Consider the following 23406-nt stretch of genomic DNA (forward strand, 5'->3'; position numbering starts at 1 on the left):
TTTTATTGATTGATTAATTGCAGAGCAGTCGTTTCAATCTTAGCGATTAATGAATCGAAATCTGCGCTATTTAAACATGGGTTTAATAACGTAAATTTAAGCACTAATTGCCCATCAACCTTGGTTTCTGCAATCACAGCTTCACCACTGGTTAATAGTTGTAAACGTAAGGTTTGATGTAACTGATTAAACTCAATTTCATTCAGCTCGCCCTGAACTTTACTTGATAAGCGGAACAATACCGTTGAGAGTAACGGAGTACAACATAACTCAAAATGCGGGTTTTGATGGATCTTATCTGCTACGTCTTGTGTTAAAGAAAGTAGATGATCGTAAAATTCACCAAACTGTTTCACACCAACTGCTTTTAATGTCATAAACATTTTTAATGCATCAAAACGTTTCGTCGTCGCAATGCTTTTATCCACCAAGTTAGGCAGTTCATCACCTTCGCGATTTAAGTAATCAGCATGATGTAATAAGGTATTAAAGTTAGCTTTATCTTTAATTAATAAAGCACCACAACTGATTGTTTGATAGAACAGTTTATGGAAATCAACACTGACAGAATCTGCTAGTTCAATGCCTTTAAGGCGGTTTTTATGTTGTTCGCTTAATTGTAACGCGGCGCCATAAGCACCATCGACATGTGACCAGCAACCTGCATTGCGTGCGATATCAACAACCGCTTCTAGATCATCAATCGCACCATGGTCAGTAGTACCTGCCATAGCAACAACAGCAAAAGGTAATAGGTCCTGCGCTTTTAGTGCCTCAATGATTAATTGTAATTCATCAACATCAATTTGCCCTTGTACATTGGTTTTCACCAAGACAACACTGCGTTCACCTAAACCCATTAACGACGCTGATTTTTGTACGGTAAAGTGGCTCTTATCTGAACAGATGATACGCATTTTTTGAGCGTAATCAGGTAAACCGTCTTGCTGTACATCATGTTGTGATTGTTGGTATGCAAACCAATCTCGTGCTAACAACAAACCCATTAAATTGCTTTGTGTACCACCGCTGGTGAAAACCCCATCGGCACGCTCACCCATTTGGTAGGTATTACATAACCAATCTACCATTTGTTGCTCAACGAAAGTGGCAGCAGGGGCCTGATCCCAAGAATCCATTGATTGATTTAACGCTGCAATAAAGTGTTCAGCGACAATCGATGCGATTAAAGGCGGTGTGTGCAAATGTGCAATCGTATGTGGGTGCTGCACTAATAATGAGTTTTTGGCAACCAGTTGGTTAGTGGTTTCGATCACTTCAGCTAACGGCGCTGGTTGTGTGAAGTCCACTGCATTAAGCTGCTGTTTCAATAATGCAGGCTCAAGCCCTGAATAAGGGGTAGTTGCATGTTGAAATAAACCATCAATTGCTGCTTTAGTCTGTGCAGTTGCTTGCTCAAAAGCTTGATTCTCACCAAGCTGAGCAAAATATCCTGACCAGTTGTTGGTTGCTGTCATTATTGTGCTTCCACTGCAATTTTGATTGCTTTTTCAATGGTGTCAATTACAAAGTTAATTTGCACTTCACTAATAACTAGCGGAGGTAAGAAGCGTAATACAGCACCTTGACGTCCACCTTTCTCAATAATCAAACCTAACTCTAATGCGGCACGTTGAATGGCGATAGCTAATTGTGGATCTGCAACGGCTTGGCCTAACGCATTGGTTTCGCCTGGTTTAACGATTTCGATACCGTTCATTAAACCTCGGCCTCGTACTTCTCCGATATGTGGGAAGTTTGCTTGAACACGGCGTAAACCTTCACGAAGTTGCTCACCTCGTTGTGCAGCATTGTCTGCTAAATTATCACGTTGAATAATTTCTAGTGTTTTTGCACCACTCGCCATGGCTAATTGGTTACCACGGAAGGTACCTGTGTGCTCACCTGCATTCCAACAATCGAATTTCTCATGGTAAAGAATAATCGACATTGGCATACCGCCACCAATCGCTTTAGATAGGATAAGAATATCTGGTTCAATACCAGACTCTTCAAAAGCAAAGTGATCGCCACTACGTGCAATACCACATTGTACTTCGTCAAAGATCAGTAAAATACCGTGTTCAGTAGTAATACGACGTAATTCTTGCAACCATTTTTTCGGTGCTGGTATCACGCCGCCTTCACCTTGTATAGGCTCAACAATTATTGCAGCAGGTTTAGTAATGCCAGACTCGTCATCGCATAATACTGATTCAATGTAACGGATACTTTGTTTTGCGCCTTCTTCACCACCTAAGCCAAATTTACAACGGAAGCTGTATGGGAATGGCATAAAGTGTACGTCAGACATTAACCCTGTACGACGACTTTTTGAGCCTAAGTTACCAGTCAAGGCTAATGAACCATTAGTCATACCGTGGTAAGCACCTTGGAATGACATCATGGTATTACGTTTAGTGTATAATTTAGCTAACTTAATTGCCGCTTCTACAGCATCAGCGCCAGAAGGGCCACAGAATTGAATACGTGCTGTTTTAGCGAAATTAGTCGGTAAAAACTGCATTACAGCTTTAATGAACGCATCTTTACTTGGAGTCGTTAAATCTAATGTTTGGTAAGGTACACCCATGTTGATTTGATTAATCAATACTTGGTTTATTTCTTTGTGATTGTAGCCTAACGGTAGTGCTCCAGCACATGCTAAACAGTCTAAATATACTTGGCCTTTAGTATCCTCTACGATAGCTCCACGGCTATTTTTTATCGCAATAGGTAGGCGACGTGGGTATGAACGTACTTCAGATTCATAGTGTTCTTGACTTAATAATACTTCATCGGGCGTTAAGTCATATGGAGAAGTAACAACAGGTACTTCTGAATCGTTTAAAGAGTGACATTCTGGTGCTAAATTTAGGACGTTCGGCATTTTACGCTCCACTAAACTGGAAAAATTAAAATACAGCAATTTATAAAAATAAATTGAGTAAATAAGGCATAGCAATAAATTTATTACAAATATTCGGTACGAAATTTACAGTGCTTAAGAGTAATGGCTCAAGGTTCGACTGTACGTTCGCGATGTTGTAATGAGTATTGTTTTTGGGGGTTAAAATAACGATTTAGAGATCTAGATGAGTCAATGTTAAGTGTTTGCATTGTATAGGCCTCCGTTTAATAGTTAATCGTTAAAATAATTTGTGAGTTGAATTTGAAAACGCGCGCATTTTATCATCGTTTATAGCCAGTGCAAGCTTAAAAGACGGGTTTATTTAAATTAAAATATTCACTGTTTTTATGTTATTGAAAGTTAATGGTTTAACTTTGTATTTGTTTGAATAATAGACTTTATATTTGTGCGTTTTTTTTAATGATTTTGTTGTGTTTTTGCGGGGTGAATCAATACTCTACAACAAAACCATAGCGTTTATTGTTTGCGATTACTTGTTTAGTTTAAAATGGTTTCTCTTTTGGTGATTTTTTCATTATCAAATTTTTTCTGTAATAAGCGAGTTCATGTGTCAAATAGTAAACAAATTTTAGTCGTCGATGATGATAAAACTATTCGAGAGTTATTATCGGAATATCTCAGTAAAGTCGGATTTTCCGTTATCTCCGCTGAAGACGGTATTGAGATGGAAAAACAGTTAGCGTTACATCAACCAGACTTAATTGTATTAGACATTATGATGCCAGGTGACGATGGCTTTGTTTTGTGTCAGCGTGTTCGTCAAAATTCTAATGTGCCTATTATTATGTTGACTGCTAATTCAGATGAAGTCGATCGAGTGTTAGGTTTGGAAATTGGTGCTGATGATTATATGGCTAAACCATTTAGCCCTCGAGAATTACTTGCACGTATTAAAGCGTTATTACGCAGAAGTGCTTTCCATAAAGCTGCCATTGATTCAGTAAAACCTCGTTTTATGAAGTTTGCGCAATGGAAGTTGGATGCATTACAACAGACCTTATTAAATGATAATGGTGAAAGTTTATCGTTAACAGGTGCGGATTTTCAATTGTTGATGTTATTTCTAGAGAACCCAAATGAGGCTATTTCTCGAGATAAAATCTGTCAAACTTTACATGGTAGAGATGCTTTCTCTAATGAGCGCGCTATTGATGTGCATTTAAGTCGTTTACGCCAAAACTTAGGAGACGATGCCAAAAATCCACAAATCATTAAAACCGTACGTGGCGCAGGTTATGTTTTCATTGCTGAAATACAACGACTCACAGAATAATCATAATTGGTAAAACATGGCTTATATTAGAAAACTATTTGGATCGTTGATCTCGCGAATGCTGCTACTGACTATCGTGTCTGTGGTGCTGGCACAAAGTTTGACCAGCCTGTTTTGGGTAACACAAATTGCCGATACTGAAAAAAATGCAGTGATTGCTAATGCACAAAATTTAGCAAATAGTGCAGTGAGTACTATTTCCTTTTTTCAAAAATTACCCAATAGTTATCGCCATTTAGTTTTAGAGCAATTACGAGATTTAGGTGGTTCGCGTTTTTTTGTTTCATTAAATAAAAAAATGATAGACATCAATCCTATTAACAACAGTGATTTAAAGCAGCAAGTGCTAAGTGACATGAAGGGGATAGTTCAGAAAAAATTGGGTGAGCATAGGACCTTATACTTAGAGTTTTCTAGCCCAGATGATTTACATGTCATTAATAATAATATTTTACTCAAAGATCTGCCGCCGTCTTGGGGTGCTTATAGTTTAATGATTCCGTCAGTCAGCCCTCCAATTTTGGTATTGCAAATGGAGCTAGGTGAAAACGAATGGCTATATTTAGCCGCGGTTTTACCTCCTCCGTATTTATTAGATGATCCGTCACCAATTTCAACTCAGCAGTTTGTATCCATTACGGTGACTACTTTCATCCTCTTAACTTTTATTTATTTGATTTTTTATTGGCAAACAAAACCTTTAAAAAATTTAGCATCAGCAGTTGGGGAATTTAGTATAGACTTCACTAAACCTCCTCTAGTAGAGCAAGGGGCAACAGAAATTGTTGCGGCGACTCGTGCTTTTAATCATATGCAACAGAAACTACAAAGTTATATAAAGGATAGAGAAGAGGTATTTCGTTCAATCTCTCATGATTTAAAAACACCAATCACGCGTTTACGTTTACGGGCGGAATTATTGGAAGATGAAAAACAAACGGATGCGTTTAATGTTGATTTAGAAGATCTAGAAATGTTGGTTAAAGCGGCACTGCAAACAGTGAAAGATACTAATATTCATGAAAACATCGATAATATTAATATTGATAAATTATTACAACAGATCGTTGGTACGCAAAAAGACGTGATTAGATTACATATCAATACCAAGGATACATTTCGAGGCAAACCCCATGCTTTAAAAAGAGCGCTATCCAATGTTATCGATAATGGTGTGAAATATGGCGCGACAGTGGATGTATTTGTTAAAGATTCAGCTCATTCATTAGTCATTACGGTGAGGGATCAAGGGCCTGGTATCGCCGAGTCAGATTTAAGTTCAATCTTTACGCCTTATGTGCGCTTACATAACGATAAACAAGGCCATGGTTTAGGTTTGGGTATTGCTCGTAATATCATTCAAGCACATGGTGGAGAGATACACCTATTTAATCACCCTCAGGGTGGACTTGCAGTATGTGTTGTTTTACCGAGAGCATGCTAATGAATAAAAATATCATAAAGTCGCTGTCTACAGTGTTTTGTATTGGTACCTATATTTTAAGTTACACAGCCAATGCTGCACCTTTTGAAGTCTTACACTGGTGGACTGAGCCTGGAGAACTTCAATCTAAACAGGTGTTAGTGGATCATCTTAAAATTAAGAATATTGAGTTTGAAGACTTTGCCATAGTGGGTGGTGGTGGTGATGGTGCAATACATGTATTACAAATGCGCGCTTTATCAGGAACGCCACCTGAAGCCGCTCAAATCAAAGGTCCTGACATTACTGAGTGGGATAAATTAAGCATGTTAGTATCTATTGATAAGTTGGTAGATACGCGTGCTTGGACTAATTTTTTGCCTGAAGTTGTTATTAATGATGTGTCAGTAGACAACAAATATATGGGCGTACCTATTAATATTCACCGAGTGAACTGGCTATGGTTGAATACAAAAATTTTTAAGCGTTTCGGTTTAGCTGCCCCCACTACTTGGAAACAGTTTTTTACCGTGGCTGATTTCATTCAAGCCAAAGGGATAAAACCTTTATCAATGGGAGGTACCCCTTGGCAAGATGCGTTATTGTTTGAATCGATAGCGATCTCAGTATTAGGCCCTGACAATTACATTAAGGCTTTTGTTTATTTTGACAATAGTGTGATTAACTCAGCAGCTATGGTTGAAGCGTTTAAGTTATTCAAGCGCTTACATCGTTATACTTCTATCGCACAACAGGGACAAGATTGGTTTTGGGCTTCTCAATCCTTTATCAATGATCAAGCTGCTATGTTTTTTATGGGGGACTGGGTTAAAGGCAGTTGGACAGCAGCGGGGAAAGAAGCGTTAAAAGATTATCGTTGTGTGCCTGCACCGGGTACTGAAGAGGTTTTTAGCTATAATATTGATAGTTTTGTTTTGTTCAAAAAAGTAAACACAGACGTAGAGCAGACCAACCAAAAAGTCTTTGTAAACACATTAATATCACCTGAGTTTCAAATAGATTTTAGTAAAGCAAAAGGCTCTATTCCTGCTCGTCAAAACGTTGACTTAAGTAGCTTTGATGCGTGCTCAAAACAATCAGCCTATGACTTTGACCATAAAATAAAAGTCCCATCATTTACTCAAAACATGGCGACTAGCAGTCATCAACAAGGGCAAATAATTCAGTTGATCAGCGATTACTTTAATAGCGAGTCATTGAGCGCTGAAGAAGCGGTTCAGCAACTAGATGTAATGGTAAAAGCATTAACGTCTAAATAATTTAATTTGTCTCTGTTTGTTTAAGAACAGAGAGGCAAAACTAAATTATCAAAGTTTATCGATATTTTTTAATTTGCACAGTTAGCCATTAACAATACTGCTTTACCCTTGTCGTCGAAAGTGGCATTTAGCACTTCATTATTATTAATTGTTGCACTAACTGTGCCTTTAGCTATTTCTGCGTCAGTAACGCGTATATTACCTAACTCACTTTTTGCAAGCGTATCATCAACGTCAATAGTGAAACTAGCTGTATCATTAGCTGCGATAGAAGTAATTATCAGAGATAATAATTTGTCGCCATCATTGACATTACCAGTTTTATTAAGTGATACCTGACCCTTGGTGACTTCAAAAGGTTGGAATACTTCTACGCCTTGACCCGATGCCGTAGTATCAAATATTAGACGCCCATTACTGTTCGTTAAGTCAATATTCATCGCGATTTTTTGCACATCACATTTACTTGTATTACTAATAGTGAATTTATCTTTTGGAGCGCCATCACGAAATTGAACTTCAATGTTTGCGTATGAGCTAGAGGAGATGATGCATAAAAACAGAGCAGATAATAAATGTTTAAACATAATTTTAATCCTTTAAAAGTTATTTTTTTATATCTTACGTTTGTAGTAAGGGTGTAGATCAGTCAATTAAACTTTATAGATAAAAGTGAAAATAGTTTTACTGGTGAAATGAGTGGAAGCTTTAACATTGAGGCTAACAGCTTACAAAAATACCTCACAACAACATCCCACAACAACACCTCACAATTTGTGCAAATGGTCAGGAAAATGCACCAAAACAGAACAAAACATAAATTTTTTGAATACTAGAGAGCTTAAATAAATCACATAAACTCCTGTTTTAGCTAACAAAGTAACCTTTGAAGGCGTTAAACCTTTTATTGGTTTGCTTTTTGCTAGTTAACTGTAGTTAAATGTAATTTGATGTTAAATAAAAGGGAGTTATTTATGAAGTTCAACAAATTAGTGACAGCTGCTGCTTTGGCTGTTAACGCGTTCTTATTGCCAACAACACAAGCTGCGGATGATCCATTAAAAGTGGGGTTTGTGTATGTAGGCCCTGTTGGTGACCATGGCTGGAGTTACGAGCATGACCAAGGTCGACTAGAGTTAGAAAAGCATTTTGATGGAAAAGTTGAAACAACTTATGTTGAAAATGTACCTGAAGGTGCTGATGCTGAGCGAGTTATTACTCAATTAGCTAAAACTGGCCATGATGTGATCTTTACGACCTCTTTTGGATTTATGAATCCAACCATTAAAGTGGCAAAACGTTTCCCTAAAGTGCATTTTGAAAATGCAACGGGTTATAAGCGCAGTAAAAATGTCGGTACGTACTTATTAAGTACATATCAAGGTCGTTATGTTTCTGGTGTTGCAGCAGGTATGGAAACAGAGTCGAACGTATTGGGTTACATTGCTTCTTTCCCAATTCCAGAAGTTATTCGCGATATCAATGCAGTTTACTTGGGCGCTAAAAGTGTTAATCCTGATGTGAAAATGAAAATTGTTTGGGTAAGTACTTGGTACGACCCAGGTAAAGAAGCTGATGCAGCAAATGCTTTAATGGATCAAGGTGCTGATGTGATTCTTCAGCATACAGATAGCCCAGCACCGCTAATTGCTGCTGAAAAACGTGGTAAAATGGGTATTGGCCAAGCTTCTGACATGAGTCACTTTGCACCTACTGCGCATATGTTCTCAGTGCGTGACCATTGGGGACCTTACTACATTGATACCGTGCAGAAGATCATGGATAACACTTGGAAACCTGAAGATTACTGGGGCGGTTTCAAAGAAGAGATTTTACAAATCGTTTCTGTTAACCCAAATCTAAGTGATGATATCAAAACGGCAATCAGTGAAGCTGAAGCAAAAATTAAGTCGGGTGAATTCCATCCTTTTACAGGTCCAATGAAGGATAACCAGGGTAACGAAGTTATTCCTGCAGGTAAAACGCTAACAGATAAAGAGTTAGCTGGCTTGATGTGGTATGTAGAAGGCATCGATGCAAAAATTCCACAGTAAATAGTTACCCCACTTAGTACTAGTTCGCTAGTACTAAGTTTCCTCGCTTAAATAAATACCCAATTTTAGGATACACAATATGACCTTAAACTTACCCATCATTGATATAAGTGCGCTACAAAGTGATGATATTAGCCAGTGGAGTGACGTCATTACGGCCATTGATAAAGCATGTCGTGATACTGGATTTTTTTATATAACAGGCCATGGTATTCCAAAACAACAGTTTGATAGCGTACAGTCAATGGCAAATACTTTTTTCTCTTTACCTGAGTTTGCTAAACAAAAAATTAATATTCAACATTCAAGTAATCACCGTGGTTGGGGACAGGTGAGTGCTGAAAAACTAGATCCTAATGGGCCGAGTGATCATAAAGAAACCTTTGATATGGCTTTAGACCTTAGCCCGTATCACCCTCAGGTCGCACGTTGCAGTCAACTTTATGGACCAAATCAATACCCTAACGTCGATGGCGTATTATTTTTTAGAGTGTTAGACCCATACAAAGCGACTTACGGTGTTGATGATTATGTATTTGCTGTTACCCAATTATCACAAACTACGATGCGTTCAGAATTAGGTAAGATGGAGTTAGATAAAACCTTTGAGGAACGTGATGTTCTAAACACTAATATCGTTGCATCAATCAACGAAGCTGCAGGTCCTTGGGGTATTCAGGTTCTGCGTTATGAAATTAAAGATATTGTGCCGCCAACGACTGTAATGGAAGCGATGGAGACACAAATGAAAGCTGAGCGTGTTAAACGTGCTCAAATTTTAGAATCTGAAGGTGATCGTCAAGCGGCAATTAATGTCGCAGAAGGTCAAAAGCAATCCGTTGTATTACAAGCTCAAGCTGAAAAAGAAGAACAAGTATTACGTGCACAAGGTGAAGCAGAAGCAATCATTGCTGTTGCGGAAGCACAAGCTGAAGCGTTAAATAAAGTTGGTGAAGCTGCCAATACAGAATCAGGTCAAAAAGCGATCCAGCTAGATCTTGCTACTAAGGCAATTCAAGCTAAAGCTGCTATAGCTAAGGAATCGTCAGTAGTATTGCTACCTGACAGTGGTAACGATGCAGCTTCAATGGTTGCACAAGCAATGACAATTATTACGAGTTTAAATAAAGATAAAGGCTAATTATGGAATACATACTGACACACCTTCCACAAACTCTGGTTGTGCTGGGTCTAATATTTTTAGTGATTGAAGTGCTAGTACTTGGTTTTTCAACCTTTGTATTATTATTTGTAGGCGTAGGAACCATTATTACTGGTTTATTAATGGCATTAGGTTTTTTACCTGAAACCTTAGTTAATGCCTTACTTGCAACGGCGGTTATATCATCACTCGTTGCTTTAGTTAGCTGGAAACCAATGAAGCGTATGCAAAATAGCGTTGAGGCTCACCAAGTTGAAAATGGCATGGTAGGGGAAACATTTACTCTAGAAGAAGATCTACAGTTAGGTAAAACCGTCAGTCATCGATATTCAGGTATTGATTGGAAAGTTAGATCAAAGCAAGCGTTAATAGCTGGTACTGAAGTGAAGATAGTCAATATGCAAGTCGGTGTATTGACAGTAGAAGCTGTTTAGTAAAGATAGTACTAGCAAATCGCCGATTAGATTAACGGCAGATATTTAATGTTGTTTACATTATATAAAAATAAAGCCGATAATTAATATCGGCTTTATTGTTTCTATCTGTTATGGTTAATCAATCGCTCTAATTAAGCACGGCCCATGAATTTCTTTTCGGTAGTATTTACACGGATTTTATCACCCGTTGAAATGTGCTCAGGTACTTGTACTGTTAAACCTGTTGTTAAGATTGCAGGTTTAGTACGTGCTGTTGCTGAACCACCTTTAATGGATGGGTCAGTTTCAGTAATAGTTAAATCTACACTTGCAGGTAATTCAACACCTACTGGTGAACCATCAACAATCACTACCTGTAAACCTTGTGTATTTTCATCAATGAACAATACTTCTTCAGCAATGCTTTCTTTATTTAAGTTGTAAGGTGTGTAGTCTTCATTATCCATGAATACATACTCTTCACCATCAATGTAAGAAAACATAACATTACGACGGATTAGGTCTGCTAATGTCAGCATATCACTGTCTTTGAAAGTTTCATCTGTTTTTGCACCTGTAACTACGTCGTACATACGCATGCGGTATAAACTACCTCCAGCACGACCTTGCGGTACAGAACGTTCGATGTCTTTAATGATGTAAACGCTGTTATTAAATTCAATTGCGGTGTTTTTCTTGATATCACTTGCCTTAGGCATCTTATCTTTCCTTTATTAAGTACTTAAATACATCTAGCTGGCTTTGGTAAACCCGCTATTTTGGTGGCTTGCTTTGCAGGACCATCAGGGAATAATTTATACAGGTAACGACTGCTTATTTTATCTTTACCGTATTTATTTTGCATCGCTTTTACTAAGGCTCTAATCGCTGGTGAGGTATTAAATTCCTCATAAAACTCGCGTACAAAGTAAACCACTTGCCAGTGTTCTTCTGTCATTGTAATTGTTTCTATGTTTGCAATTGACTCCGCTAAAGCAAGATCCCATTGTGTGGAATCGAGCAAGTAGCCTTGCGCATCAGTTGCAATGTCTTGACCATTAAAAAGCAAGTTATCTTCCTCTTATCAGTGGACGCTTGATTGCTGCAAAATTCTATAATAAAAGTTACAAATTGCCTATCTTAAAAGCAAGGTTAGCTGTGTCTACTGTGCATTGCGTCTATTTTTCTCATTAACACTTTCAATCTTGGTTAATAAGAGTTGTATATCCATAGCTGAAAAAGCAATTAACCTTAGTTGTTCCACAATTAGTTTAGCTTCATCGGACATATTTTCTTTATATTGTTCAAAGCTATCAATATCGATTTGATTCTCCGATGACTGTTTTAACTCGGGACGATAGGTAAATAAAATTTGTTGAGATGTAGCTTCAAATAACTCTGATAACACGGCTAATTCAGTTTCTAATTCAATTTTATGACGGTGCGATGAAAGGGCAGCAATATAACAACACAAAGCATCACATCGATTAACTAATCCATAAACCTCTTTTTTAAGGTGCTGCTTTGAATTCGGTTCAAATAACATACTTTGCCAAGCATTGGTTAACGCTGAATCAGACTTAAAAGCGGCGAAACGAGTTTGACGGAAGATAATACTTTCACTTCGACCAAACTGATATTGCTGTGCAACCTGCTTAAAATAACGGCTAGTTTTTAAAAGGTGGTTATTAACCAAGCCTGGAAAGCGTTTAAATTGCCAATCTGGATAGATAACACTGATTGCAGCAAAGCTGAGCACACAACCAATTAAAGTTTCATAAATTCGGGCGTATAAGAAAGCAATACCAGAAGGTGCCAATAGATTAGTTAAGATCATCACCATGATGGTAATAAAAATAACCGCGAGCCCATAATTGGTTTTTACATAGGTGATAAATAAAAATGCTGCCAATACCATCAATACACTTTGTGAGAGTGTATCGTGCAAAAAATAGAAAATGGGAAAACTGAGTAAAATGCCTAATAAGGTACCAAAGCTTCTTAACATTAATCGTTTGCGTGTTTCACTAAAACTGGGTTGGCAAACAAACAATACTGTAGGAAGGATCCAGTAGCCATTATTAAGATTAAATTTAGCTTGTATGGCAAAAGCGATCACTAAGGAGACACTAATACGCACTGCATGTTTATATACGGGTGTTTTTTGTTGGTAGGCTTCGAATAATACTTTCCAAAAAGGACGTGGCAACGTTTGTTCATTATCTACAATAATTGGATATTGCTGCGATTTAACATTGGTCAATGACATTAATAATTGATCAATTCCATTTAAGTTATCATAAATAGCCTGAAGAGCTTGCATTGCTTCTTGGTTATTATCAAACGATTGTAATTTTTGTTTTAATAGTAGGAGTTGATCCGATAGGGCTTGTACAGTCCATTTTAAACGTTTGCTATGTAAATATGGATGTTTGTCTTTAATACAGCTGCCGACTAGGTGACAATCACTACTGAGCTGTAATAAAAGTTGATGAAAGCCTTCTAAAATCTGGCTACGGCCGAAGGTATGCTCTAACTGGCTGTATAGATACTGACTTGCACAAATACGTTCATGGATTTGCTCAGCAACAAGATAATATTGATTAAGGCGCGCTAATTCTTGTTGACGTCTATTAGCTTGGTATTGCCCCTTTACCATATCTTTAGATGAGGCTAATCGAGCCACAATACTAATATTCAATTGGGCTAATTTTTGGCGGGTATCGGTAATCGCCTGTCGAGAGTTACTTTTTTGCGTATCAAACAGTTCAGATTTTTGTAACTGATAACGGCTTAATGCATAAAATAATTGTGCTAATTGTTCTCGTAATGTTCGGTTAGGGCTTAAATGTGACCAAGCAATAGCAAACAGCCCATACCACAAAGCTCCTAAGGCTAATAACATTGGAGACTCAAACCATGCAGCTTCTGGTTGATGGCCAATTAAGGTATATATCGCAATAAGGATTGCCCCGAATCCAATGCGGCTATAGTGCATACCTAAACTTGCTAACATCATAAACGCAAAAGTAGATGTGCCCAAACCCACAGCGAATAAAATAGGGTAGGGTAAAAGTAATTCAACACTCGATGATGCAACAAAGAAGCAAGCAATTACCGTGGCAATAAACTTTTGTCTATCTTTAGTATTTTCATCAACTTCTACAATAGCCGACGCTAACACGCCTAAACATAATGAAAGAGAAATCGCTAAACTTGATTGTTTAAAGAAACCAAATTGTAGGTCAAAAATAGCAGGGATAAATACACAAGCCATTGCAATTACAATTCTAAATCCAGAATGGGTATTAGAGTCTGTAATTAGGCGTCTGAGCATTAAAGTAAAAGAGTGTTGCATGCAAGACTTCTCATGAGAGTGGAATGGAGAAAAGAAAGTTTATTTTATACTAATGATAGTAATTAATAGATCTAATTTTTAAGTCATTAATCGAATTCTTATTCATCAAATCATATTTTGATCAGATAAATGCTGTATAGCCATGTACTTAACCTCAATACTGGATAAGAAAAGCGAGTCAATACCGCTATTTATTAGGATTCCTGCGCTAAATCATTTGGCAGATTCAACTATGAAGTGCATAACTCGTTATTGCTTCAATAATTTGTCTTGCCTACGCGCAATTATCAGTATTGTCTATTACATGATTTAACTATCTGATTTTATATGATGTTTCGCTTCCATTAACTAGAACGGAGATTACTTAATGATCATTTTATGGTTGCGTATTATAGCCATTATCAAAGCGAGAATGAAATAGTAAAAATATCGAGATTTAAAGGGGTAGTCTAAAGGTTTAAGGTTTAGTGTTAGTTATTAAATTTTGTATGTTTGATGTGACTTCTTAAGTGAGTTTTGCGACAATAGCGAGAATTTCTTAACTACAAAGAGTATTGCTTGATGTCTGCACAAATCATTGATGGGAAAGCGATTGCGGCTAAAGTTACTGATAAAGTAACTGAAGGTGTGAAAGCACGTATAGCAAAGGGACTTCGCGCTCCAGGTCTCGCTGTTGTGTTAGTAGGTGGTGATCCTGCTTCACAAATTTATGTTCAAAGTAAGCGTCGTACTTGTGAAAAAGTTGGTTTCACATCTAAGGCTTTTGACTTGCCTGATACAACCACACAAGAAGACTTATTAGCTTTGATCGACCAGCTTAATGATGATGACAGCATTGATGGTATTTTAGTGCAGTTTCCATTACCAAAATCACTTGATGAAACTTTAGTGGTTGAGCGTATTAAACCAAGTAAAGATGTAGATGGTTTTCATCCTTATAATGTAGGACGTTTAGCGCAACGTATCCCTAAACTGCGTTCTTGTACGCCACGTGGCATGATCACTATGCTGGAGACTATTGATGTTGACCTACATGGCAAACATGCGGTCGTAGTAGGAGCTTCTAACATTGTTGGTCGCCCTATGACATTAGAGTTACTGTTAGCGGGTTGTACAACAACGACTTGTCACCGTTTTACTAGCGATTTAGAGCACCATGTACGCCAAGCGGATATTTTAGTGGTTGCACGCGGTAAAGCTAACTTTATTCCTGGTGAATGGGTTAAGGAAGGGGCGATTGTACTTGATGTTGGTATTAACCGTTTAGAAAGTGGTAAAATTACCGGTGATGTAGATTTCGATACAGCTAAAGAAAGAGCTGCTTACATTTCACCTGTACCAGGCGGTGTTGGTCCTATGACAGTGGCTACTTTGATTGAGAATACATTATTTGCTTGTAATGAATTTCATTCTTAATTAACGTTTAATCTCCCAATAAAAAAGACTGCTTAAGCAGTCTTTTTTGTATCAGAACCTAAAATAGTTAATTAATTACTTTAGGTTATCTAAATATCTTTCAGCATCTAGGGCTGCCATACAACCCGTTCCTGCTGAAGTGATTGCTTGACGGTAGATGTGATCAGATACATCACCAGCAGCAAATACACCAGGTATAGTGGTTTGAGTGGCATTACCTTCACTACCTGTTTGTACTTTAAGGTAACCGTGGTTCATCTCTAATTGGTCGATGAACATATCTGTATTTGGTTTATGACCAATCGCAATGAATACACCCATTACATCAAGCTCTTCAGTTTTATCAGATAATGTATCTTTAATACGAATGCCTGTTACACCCATGTCGTCGCCTAATACTTCGTCTAATGTACGGTCAGTATGTAAAACGATATTGCCGTTTTTCACTTTTTCGTTCAAGCGATCTAATAAGATCTTTTCTGAACGGAATTCAGTACGGCGGTGAACTAGGTGAACTTCTGAAGCGATATTAGATAAATAAAGCGCTTCTTCAACAGCGGTATTACCACCACCAACAACCGCTACCTTTTGGTTGCGATAGAAAAAACCATCACAGGTTGCACAAGCTGAAACACCGCGTCCTTTAAACGCTTCTTCAGAGTCTAATCCTAGGTAACGCGCAGATGCGCCTGTTGCGATGATTAATGCATCACAAGTATAAGTACCTGTGTCACCTTTTAAAGTAAATGGTGGTTTAGTTAATTCTACTTGATTGATGTGATCAAAGATAATCTCAGTATCAAAACGTAAAGCGTGTTCTTTCATGCTTTCCATTAAACCTGGGCCTGTCATATCAGCTGCGCCGCCAGGCCAGTTTTCAACTTCAGTTGTTGTTGTTAATTGTCCACCTTGTTGCATACCTGTGATTAAAACAGGTTTAAGGTTAGCACGTGCGGCATAGACAGCTGCAGTGTAACCCGCTGGGCCCGAACCTAAAATTAACAATTTTTTATGTATTGTTTCGCTCATATTATTACCTTGAGTAATGTTGCTCATCGATCCATTAAACTATCGTAAGTAATGGGGTGAGGTTGATTAATTGACTGTTGATAAATGTTATTAATTCTAAACTGTTGAATAACAAACTTCAGTAAAAAAAAACGGATACTCCATAGGAATATCCGTTTTTATTAATAGTTATTACCTACTAATTACAAAGATGTTTTAACTGTTTCACTGCTTGAACGGTTACTCGCAAAAGAACTACCAGCTTGTTGTGAAGCTTTAACAATAGCTTGACGTTCAGTTGCTGCAACGATTTTAATCTCTTTAGATAGATCTAAAGGTTCTGAAATCGTTTTAACCATTGCTGAAGTTGATAGGCCTTTAGCAATACTTACTGTGCCAGTTTGAACCGCTGTAGTATTAACAGGCGTAGTTTTAACCGGTGCAACTTCAACAGAAGCTTCAGTTTCTATTGCTGCTACTTCTTGTGGCGTTTCTGTTACCGGCTCAGCTATTGGTGCCGTTTCAGGTGTAACAATAATTGGCTCTGGCGTATCTTCTACCACTACTGTTTCAGCTGGCTTAGTTGGTTCAGGCGCCGCTTCTACTGGTTTAGATACCGTCGCTTTTTCTGCTAAAGGTAAGATCTTTTTAGCAGGAGTCACGTTAGAAGATTCGACACTTTTTTGTAGCTTCTGTGCTTCTTGTTGCGGAGCTTCAACCGGAGCAATGCTATCTACTGTTTCTGCAACTGGTGCTGCTGATTGCACTTTTGGCGTATCAACTTGCTCTGTTTCAGTTTCAGGGTAACGAGATACTACCGCTTCCTTAGCTGAATCATTCTGTTGTTCACGCTTATTGCGTTGACCATTATTGCGTAGGTAACGAGAGCGACGTTGTGGAATTTCAACTGGCGTATATGCCTCTTCAGCATTAACGGTCGTTTCTTCCGCTACTACGTCAGTTGCTTTATCTTCAACGTTAGGCGCTTGTTGCTTTTTCGTTTCTTTAGTGACTTCAGGCGCTTTTTTAGCTTTGTTTTTAGCTTTCGGCTTTTTAGGCTCAGTTGCTTTAACAGGAGCTTCATTGTTAATGTTAGCTGTGTCATTTACGTTCGTTTCAACAGCATTTTCAGGCTGTTGTACACGTACTTTTTTGCGCATGTTACGACGTTTACGACGCGCTACAATCACTTCTTGATTATTACCTTTCTCGTTATTATCTTGAGAAGGTTTAGCTTCGTTCTCGTATTTTTTAGCTTGTTGCGTTGGTTTACGATCTGACTGCTTACGGTTATTACGACGCTCGTTAGAGTGCTCTGCCGATTTGTCATTGCGGTTATTACGTTGACGATTACGGTTTTGATTACTCTTATGATTACGTGTATTACGTGCCGGCTCTTTCGTCGCTTGAGGCCCTGGTTGAGGTGCTTTCTCTACTTGTGCTTTTGGTTCAGCACTGAAGAACTTAACGATAGATTGAATCAGTTTTGCAACAAAAGAAGGTGACTGCTCAGCGGCTTTTACTGGTGCACTTTGTTTAACTTGTGCTTGCGGTGTTGCTTCTTTCTTTGGCGCACTAAAGCCATTTAGTAACGGCTCTTCAAGCTCTTCATGCTCTTTTTGTGCACTGTTAGGGATATATACAGTATGTTGCTTTTCAAGTGCATCATAGTTGATATCTTCTTTACCATCTTTACGCGTACGTTTTACTTCAAAGTGTGGCGTTAATAGGTTGGCATCTGGAACGATATAAACTTCACAGCCGTGACGGTTTTCAATTTTTGCTACTGCTTTACGTTTTTCATTAAGCAAATAAGCAGCCACAGCCACTGGTACACGTGCTTGAATCTGTGCAGTGTTTTCTTTTAGGCCTTCTTCTTCGATTAAACGAAGGATAGCTAATGACAATGAATCATTATCACGAATAGTACCTTGTCCATGACAACGTGGACAAACACGAGAAGCTGATTCACCTAAAGAAGGGCGAATACGCTGGCGTGACATCTCCATTAAACCAAAGCGCGAGATACGACCTAATTGAATACGAGCTCTATCTTGACGAACGGATTCACGCATTCTATTTTCAACTTCACGTTGATGGCGAGCAGGTGTCATATCGATGAAATCGATAACCACCAAACCACCTAGATCACGTAAACGTAGTTGGCGTGCAATCTCTTCTGCAGCTTCTAAGTTAGTGTTAAAGGCTGTTTCTTCGATATCTCCACCACGTGTAGCTCGTGCTGAGTTAATATCGATTGAAGTTAATGCTTCAGTTGGGTCAATAACAATTGAACCACCTGATGGTAAACGCACTTCACGTTGGAAAGCAGATTCAATTTGGCTTTCAACTTGATAGTGAGTAAATAGAGGGATTTCACCTTGGTACAGTTTAAGACGGTTAACATAGTCTGGGCGTACCATTTCGATATGACTTTTAGCTAATTCAAATGTTTTAGCGTGGTCGATAACGATTTCACCGATATCGCGACGTAAGTAGTCACGAATTGAACGTACAATAACATTACTTTCACGGTGGATTAAGAAAGGAGCTGCTTTAGTTTGTGATGCTTGATCAATGGCTTGCCAATGATTTACTAGTACATTTAAATCCCACTCTAGTTCTTCTGCTGACTTACCAACACCAGCGGTACGAACGATTAATCCCATACCTTTAGGCAGTTGAAGATCTGATAAAGCAGCTTTTAATTCGGTACGATCATCGCCTTCGATACGACGTGAAATACCACCTGCTCGGGGGTTGTTCGGCATTAATACTAAGTAACTACCAGCTAAACTGATGAAAGTAGTTAAGGCTGCGCCTTTATTACCACGTTCTTCTTTTTCTATTTGAATAATTACTTCCTGGCCTTCTTTAATCACATCCTTAATGTTTGGGCGGCCTTTGAATGAATATCCTTCTGGGAAGTAGTTACGTGCAATCTCTTTAAGTGGTAAAAAACCGTGGCGTTCTGCACCGTAGTCTACAAATGCAGCTTCTAAACTTGCTTCTACACGTGTGATTTTACCCTTATAAATATTTGCTTTCTTTTGTTCGTGACCAGGACTTTCAATATCAAGATCATACAGCTTTTGCCCATCGACGAGGGCTACACGTAACTCTTCTGCTTGAGTTGCGTTGATTAACATTCTTTTCATTTGTGAACTCTTGTAGTATTTTTTTCGTTATTTTCTAATATGTACTAACTGTTTTTTGCATGCTTGACCTCATGTCTGGTTATACAATCTCTCGACTGGAAGTATTCAGAGGTGCGTTAAAAAGCGGATACAAAAAGGTTAAATCAAAAATAATTCAACACATCAGCGTTACATTCTAATCATTTGATTTGCTTTCATAATAGCCATGCCTACTAGCAATTTTATAGTGAAGTAATTGCGAGGCATTAACTTTGTTATTGTCGCATTTATATCTACTTACAAGCAACAAAGTTTTTACATATTATGCGATCAGGCATGATAAACTTAACGAATGGAACAGATAAATCACTCAGTACGCATTATTGACATCGCTCAAGAGAATGCACAACAACGTATCGACAACTTTCTTCGCTTACATTTGAAGGGCGTGCCTAAAAGCATGATCTATCGAATTGTGCGCAAAGGAGAAGTTCGAGTTAATAAAAAACGCATTAAACCCGATTATAAGTTACAGGTAGGCGACAGTGTGCGCATTCCACCTGTTAAAGTTGACCCGGAAAATGCTTTACCATCACCTAAACTTAACAGCATTAAAAATTTGGAGTCTGCTATCGTCTATGAAGATGATGCTTTGATTATTTTAAACAAACCTTCAGGGCTTGCTGTACATGGAGGAAGTGGACTTGATTTTGGCGCAATTGAAGGGCTGCGAGCATTACGCCCTGATTCACGCTTCTTAGAGTTAGCTCATCGTTTAGATAAAGCGACTTCCGGTTGCTTATTGATTGCTAAAAAACGCAGTATGTTGCGTGCATTACATGAGCAGTTACGCCAGAAAACCATGAAAAAACAGTATTTCGCGCTAGTGAAAGGTCAATGGGATAAAAAAGACCGATTAGTACGTGAACCTTTATTAAAAAATGCTCAAGACTCAGTGGTCAAAGTCAGCCCGCAGGGTAAAGCATCAGAGACTCACTTTAAAATTATTCAACGCTATGAAGGCGCAACGCTAGTTGAAGCAAGCCCAGTGACTGGTCGTACTCACCAAATTCGCGTACATAGTGCATGTAAAGGACACAATATTGCCTGTGATGAACGTTATGGTGATAGTGCTTTTGATAGCAAAATGACGGCACTTGGATTAAACCGACTTTTCCTGCATGCGGCACATATTACTTTCTTTCATCCGGTATTAGAGAAGAAAATGACAGTTAGCGCTCCTCTTTGTCCGCGTTTAGAGACGCTTTTAAGTAAATTACAACGAAGTTAATATGAAATATCAATTAATCATTTTTGATTGGGATGGCACGTTAATGGATTCGCTGGATAAAATTGTACTCTGTATGCAACAAGCTGCGCAGAAAGTTGCAATTCCAGTACCCAGCGAAGCCTCAGTAAAAAATATTATTGGCCTAAGTTTAGAAAAAGCAGCAGAGCAACTATTTCCTTTATTGCCTATTGTTAAACAACAAGCTTTAGTGGATGCCTACCGAGAGCAATACCATGCTAATCAACACATTGAAACTCCATTTTATAATGGTATAGCTGAAATGTTGATAAACTTGCAGCAACGAGGTTATCGTTTAGCGGTTGCAACGGGTAAAGGACGAATTGGTTTAGATCGTATGATCGCTAAAACCAATACGGCTAATTTATTTAATGCCACTATCTGTGCAGATGAAGCTAATTCAAAACCCGACCCGCTAATGATTGAACTGTTATTAAAAAAGCTAAATATCCCTGCATCTCAAGCGATTATGATTGGGGATTCTATTTACGATTTAGAGATGGCTGAAAATGCTGGTATTGATAGTTTGGGCGTCAGCTATGGTGTGCATAGCCCTGAACAGTTATTAAAAGCCAAACCTAAAGCGATTTTGGATTGTCTTGCTACTCAGTTGGATAGTTATATTTAAATTATTTATTAAGGTTTTATTGTGGAAGAGTCAACGTTGAACGATAAAGTATTATTCAGTGAATATATAAAATTAACGGGGCGTGGCGAAAAGGGTCGTCGTCCTTTAACCATGCTTGAAGCAAAACAAGCGTTAACTGATTATTTACAGGGCGATGCTAGTATTTTGCAATTGGCTGTGTTGTTAATGTTACAACGAGTTCGTTGTGAAACGCCAGAGGAAGCTGCCGGTTACATTGAAGCGTTACGTGCACAGGTTTCTGAGCAATGGCAAACGCTACCTGTAGATTTAGATTGGCCATGCTTCGCCGGCAAAAAAAGGCAGCCACCTTGGTTGTTATTGGCTGCAAAAGTATTAGCTGCGAACGGTATTAAGATATTCTTACACGGTCATATGACAGTCGACTTGATAAAATATCAAGTCGAGTCTGCTTGTCCGTTATTAGGAATTGAAATTGCAGATACACCGGAAAAAGCTAAACTCGCTTTAGAGAAAAATGCCTTAGTGTATGTTCCATTATCTGCATATTGCCCTGAATTAATTGAATTACTCGCTTTACGGGAACAAGTTGGGCTTCGTACGCCACTAAATACAGTCGCTCGTAGTGTTAATCCAACTAAAGCTCTTTATAGTATTCATGGTGTCTTTCATAAAAGTTATGAAAAAATACATGCTGAAGCTGCACTATTGAACAATGAGCATAGCATTATTGCTTTTAAAGGTGAGGGCGGTGAAAGTGAAGTAAATCCTCGTGTTTCAACGTTAGCATGTGGCGTGACACAGGTAGATGGTCAAACTCATTATATCGAACAAGATTGGCCAACTTACCTTGAAGATTTTTCTGGGGCACATACCGAAGTTTCCGCTGAGTACTTATTAAAAGTGTGGAATAAAGATATTGAAGATAAATACGGTGATGCAGCTGTGATCACTACAATGGCAATGGTATTAAAACAGATGCAGCCAGAATGCTCTCAGGATGAAGCGTTACAAAAAGCAAAACAGCTGTGGGAAACTAGAAGTATTGGTTAAGGTTTACCGTTAAACCAGCCCATAAAAAAAGGAAGCTTAATTGCTTCCTTTTTAGTTTTTATTTATTGATTTTTCTAGTTACAGTCACTCATATTAGATTCTTCTAATTTGAATAATCATGCCGAAAAGTGGGTGATCGAAATAGTGTATTTCACCGCTTCGTAAACGGGTCGATTGATCAAATAAGGTTTCAGTAATAACTTTTTCAGTGCGTACATTTTTTTGGACAGGCTCTTGATTGACAATTTGCACTACTCCATCTTGTTCAACAACTTTTGTTTCTGGTGCTCGAACCGATAAAGGCGATGAAACGGCTTTCTCTGTTTCAGTACGTACTATTAATTGACTATCGATGTGTAAGTAACGACCTACATAAATGTTAAGATTACCATCTACCTCATAAAGATCTTGAAGTATGTCTTTCTTTTGTAATGCAGCCAATACATCCAGTGACTCATCTGATTGATTAGAGTCGGTAGTTGAAGGGGCATTAGATGAACCAGTTTGTTGCATTGATAATGCATAGTTTTTACCTGCGAAAAGGTGAATAGGTATAGCATTCTGTTTACTTTGTATCGGCATACGCCAAGCAGTATGAAGTAAAGGGGTGAAGAGTTGATGATTATTCAGTCTTTTTAGCTGTGCATTGAGCCTTGTACCATTTAAACGTTTTAATCGATGACCACCCTCTACCATTTGCGCATCAGTTAAGCGCACAGGGTTTTGTTGATGTAAACAAGGTTGTTCTGGTAAACAGCTTGTTACAGGGTTTGCTTTAATAACTTCTAGACGCTCACGTTGTTTTAAATAAACATTGTTTTGATCGAGTTGTTCACTGTTATCTTGGACATCAACATTACGTTTAAATACAAGTATTTCAACGTCAAACCAACGACCACCGGCAGCCTGTGCATTCAAAGAACAAGTTGCCGCAAAAAACAATGGTAAAATATAACGTAAGCTCAAAAGGTTATCCTT

The 23406-nt window shown here is 38.2% G+C and carries 19 protein-coding genes; 10 read left to right on the plus strand and 9 right to left on the minus strand.

Features of this window, described 5'->3' with window-relative positions; genetic code table 11:
- Positions 1-2: 2 nt before the first annotated feature.
- Entirely contained in the window at positions 3-1478 is a 1476-nt protein-coding gene (locus V5290_RS11190) for an aspartate aminotransferase family protein (protein ID WP_333385515.1), read from the minus strand.
- Positions 1478-2890, minus strand: a complete 1413-nt coding sequence (locus V5290_RS11195) for a diaminobutyrate--2-oxoglutarate transaminase family protein (RefSeq protein ID WP_333385518.1) — start codon at positions 2888-2890, stop codon at positions 1478-1480. The genes V5290_RS11190 and V5290_RS11195 overlap by 1 nt, the downstream gene beginning before the upstream one ends.
- Before the next feature lie 589 nt (positions 2891-3479).
- Here V5290_RS11195 and V5290_RS11200 point away from each other — a divergent pair.
- Genes V5290_RS11200 through V5290_RS11210 form a run of 3 tightly spaced genes read left to right on the plus strand, consistent with a single transcriptional unit; the run spans position 3480 to position 6908 of the window.
- On the plus strand, positions 3480-4205 hold the full coding sequence (locus V5290_RS11200; protein ID WP_333385520.1) for a response regulator: 726 nt from the start codon (positions 3480-3482) through the stop codon (positions 4203-4205).
- A 16-nt stretch (positions 4206-4221) separates the two neighbouring features.
- Positions 4222-5649 carry an ATP-binding protein gene (locus V5290_RS11205; protein ID WP_333385523.1) on the plus strand — a complete coding sequence of 476 codons (1428 nt, stop codon included), beginning with the start codon at positions 4222-4224 and terminating at the stop codon, positions 5647-5649.
- The gene (locus V5290_RS11210) at positions 5649-6908 is read left to right on the plus strand and encodes an ABC transporter substrate-binding protein (RefSeq protein WP_333385526.1); all 1260 of its coding nucleotides are present in this window, start codon (positions 5649-5651) and stop codon (positions 6906-6908) included. The genes V5290_RS11205 and V5290_RS11210 overlap by 1 nt, the downstream gene beginning before the upstream one ends.
- 68 nt (positions 6909-6976) lie before the next feature.
- Here the strand turns inward: V5290_RS11210 and V5290_RS11215 are convergent, their stop codons facing one another.
- On the minus strand, positions 6977-7495 hold the full coding sequence (locus tag V5290_RS11215; protein WP_333385529.1) for a hypothetical protein: 519 nt from the start codon (positions 7493-7495) through the stop codon (positions 6977-6979).
- Between the two features lie 387 nt (positions 7496-7882).
- Here V5290_RS11215 and V5290_RS11220 point away from each other — a divergent pair, with 387 nt between their 5' ends.
- From V5290_RS11220 to V5290_RS11230, 3 genes are all read left to right on the plus strand, one after another.
- Positions 7883-8962, plus strand: a complete 1080-nt coding sequence (locus tag V5290_RS11220) for a BMP family ABC transporter substrate-binding protein (RefSeq protein WP_333385532.1) — start codon at positions 7883-7885, stop codon at positions 8960-8962.
- Positions 8963-9041: 79 nt separating this feature from the next.
- Entirely contained in the window at positions 9042-10103 is a 1062-nt protein-coding gene (locus tag V5290_RS11225) for a 2-oxoglutarate and iron-dependent oxygenase domain-containing protein (RefSeq protein ID WP_333385534.1), read from the plus strand.
- Between the two features lie 2 nt (positions 10104-10105).
- Positions 10106-10558 carry an NfeD family protein gene (locus V5290_RS11230; protein WP_333385537.1) on the plus strand — a complete coding sequence of 151 codons (453 nt, stop codon included), beginning with the start codon at positions 10106-10108 and terminating at the stop codon, positions 10556-10558.
- Positions 10559-10692: 134 nt separating this feature from the next.
- Here the strand turns inward: V5290_RS11230 and yeiP are convergent, their stop codons facing one another.
- The 3 genes from yeiP to V5290_RS11245 all read right to left on the minus strand — a co-directional run bounded on the left by yeiP (position 10693) and on the right by V5290_RS11245 (position 13898).
- Positions 10693-11259, minus strand: coding sequence for an elongation factor P-like protein YeiP (gene yeiP, locus V5290_RS11235; RefSeq protein WP_333385540.1), 567 nt, complete (start codon positions 11257-11259; stop codon positions 10693-10695).
- 23 nt (positions 11260-11282) lie between these two features.
- On the minus strand, positions 11283-11609 hold the full coding sequence (locus V5290_RS11240; protein ID WP_333385542.1) for a TusE/DsrC/DsvC family sulfur relay protein: 327 nt from the start codon (positions 11607-11609) through the stop codon (positions 11283-11285).
- Positions 11610-11702: 93 nt separating this feature from the next.
- Positions 11703-13898 carry an FUSC family membrane protein gene (locus V5290_RS11245; protein ID WP_333385545.1) on the minus strand — a complete coding sequence of 732 codons (2196 nt, stop codon included), beginning with the start codon at positions 13896-13898 and terminating at the stop codon, positions 11703-11705.
- 561 nt (positions 13899-14459) lie between these two features.
- Here V5290_RS11245 and folD point away from each other — a divergent pair.
- A complete protein-coding gene (gene folD, locus V5290_RS11250; protein WP_333385548.1) occupies positions 14460-15314 on the plus strand; it encodes a bifunctional methylenetetrahydrofolate dehydrogenase/methenyltetrahydrofolate cyclohydrolase FolD in 855 nt (284 codons plus the stop codon).
- Between the two features lie 75 nt (positions 15315-15389).
- On the opposite strand, the gene trxB is transcribed toward folD, so the two are convergent.
- The gene (gene trxB, locus V5290_RS11255; RefSeq protein WP_333385550.1) at positions 15390-16343 is read right to left on the minus strand and encodes a thioredoxin-disulfide reductase; all 954 of its coding nucleotides are present in this window, start codon (positions 16341-16343) and stop codon (positions 15390-15392) included.
- Positions 16344-16525: 182 nt separating this feature from the next.
- The gene (gene rne / locus V5290_RS11260) at positions 16526-19480 is read right to left on the minus strand and encodes a ribonuclease E (RefSeq protein WP_333385553.1); all 2955 of its coding nucleotides are present in this window, start codon (positions 19478-19480) and stop codon (positions 16526-16528) included.
- Positions 19481-19811: 331 nt separating this feature from the next.
- On the opposite strand from rne, the gene rluC reads away from it, so the two are divergent.
- From rluC to V5290_RS11275, 3 genes are read left to right on the plus strand one after another with little or no spacing between them, the layout of a single operon-like run.
- Positions 19812-20750: a 23S rRNA pseudouridine(955/2504/2580) synthase RluC gene (gene rluC / locus V5290_RS11265; protein WP_333385556.1), complete on the plus strand. Its 939-nt coding sequence runs from the start codon at positions 19812-19814 to the stop codon at positions 20748-20750.
- 1 nt (position 20751) lies between these two features.
- Positions 20752-21396 carry an HAD-IA family hydrolase gene (locus V5290_RS11270; RefSeq protein ID WP_333385559.1) on the plus strand — a complete coding sequence of 215 codons (645 nt, stop codon included), beginning with the start codon at positions 20752-20754 and terminating at the stop codon, positions 21394-21396.
- Positions 21397-21417: 21 nt separating this feature from the next.
- Positions 21418-22428, plus strand: coding sequence for a glycosyl transferase family protein (locus V5290_RS11275; protein ID WP_333385562.1), 1011 nt, complete (start codon positions 21418-21420; stop codon positions 22426-22428).
- A gap of 93 nt (positions 22429-22521) precedes the next feature.
- On the opposite strand, the gene V5290_RS11280 is transcribed toward V5290_RS11275, so the two are convergent.
- The gene (locus V5290_RS11280) at positions 22522-23394 is read right to left on the minus strand and encodes a peptidoglycan binding protein CsiV (RefSeq protein ID WP_333385565.1); all 873 of its coding nucleotides are present in this window, start codon (positions 23392-23394) and stop codon (positions 22522-22524) included.
- Between the last annotated feature and the right edge of the window lie 12 nt (positions 23395-23406).

This window comes from Psychromonas arctica (assembly GCF_036697365.1).
Taxonomy (GTDB): Bacteria; Pseudomonadota; Gammaproteobacteria; order Enterobacterales; family Psychromonadaceae; genus Psychromonas; species Psychromonas arctica_A.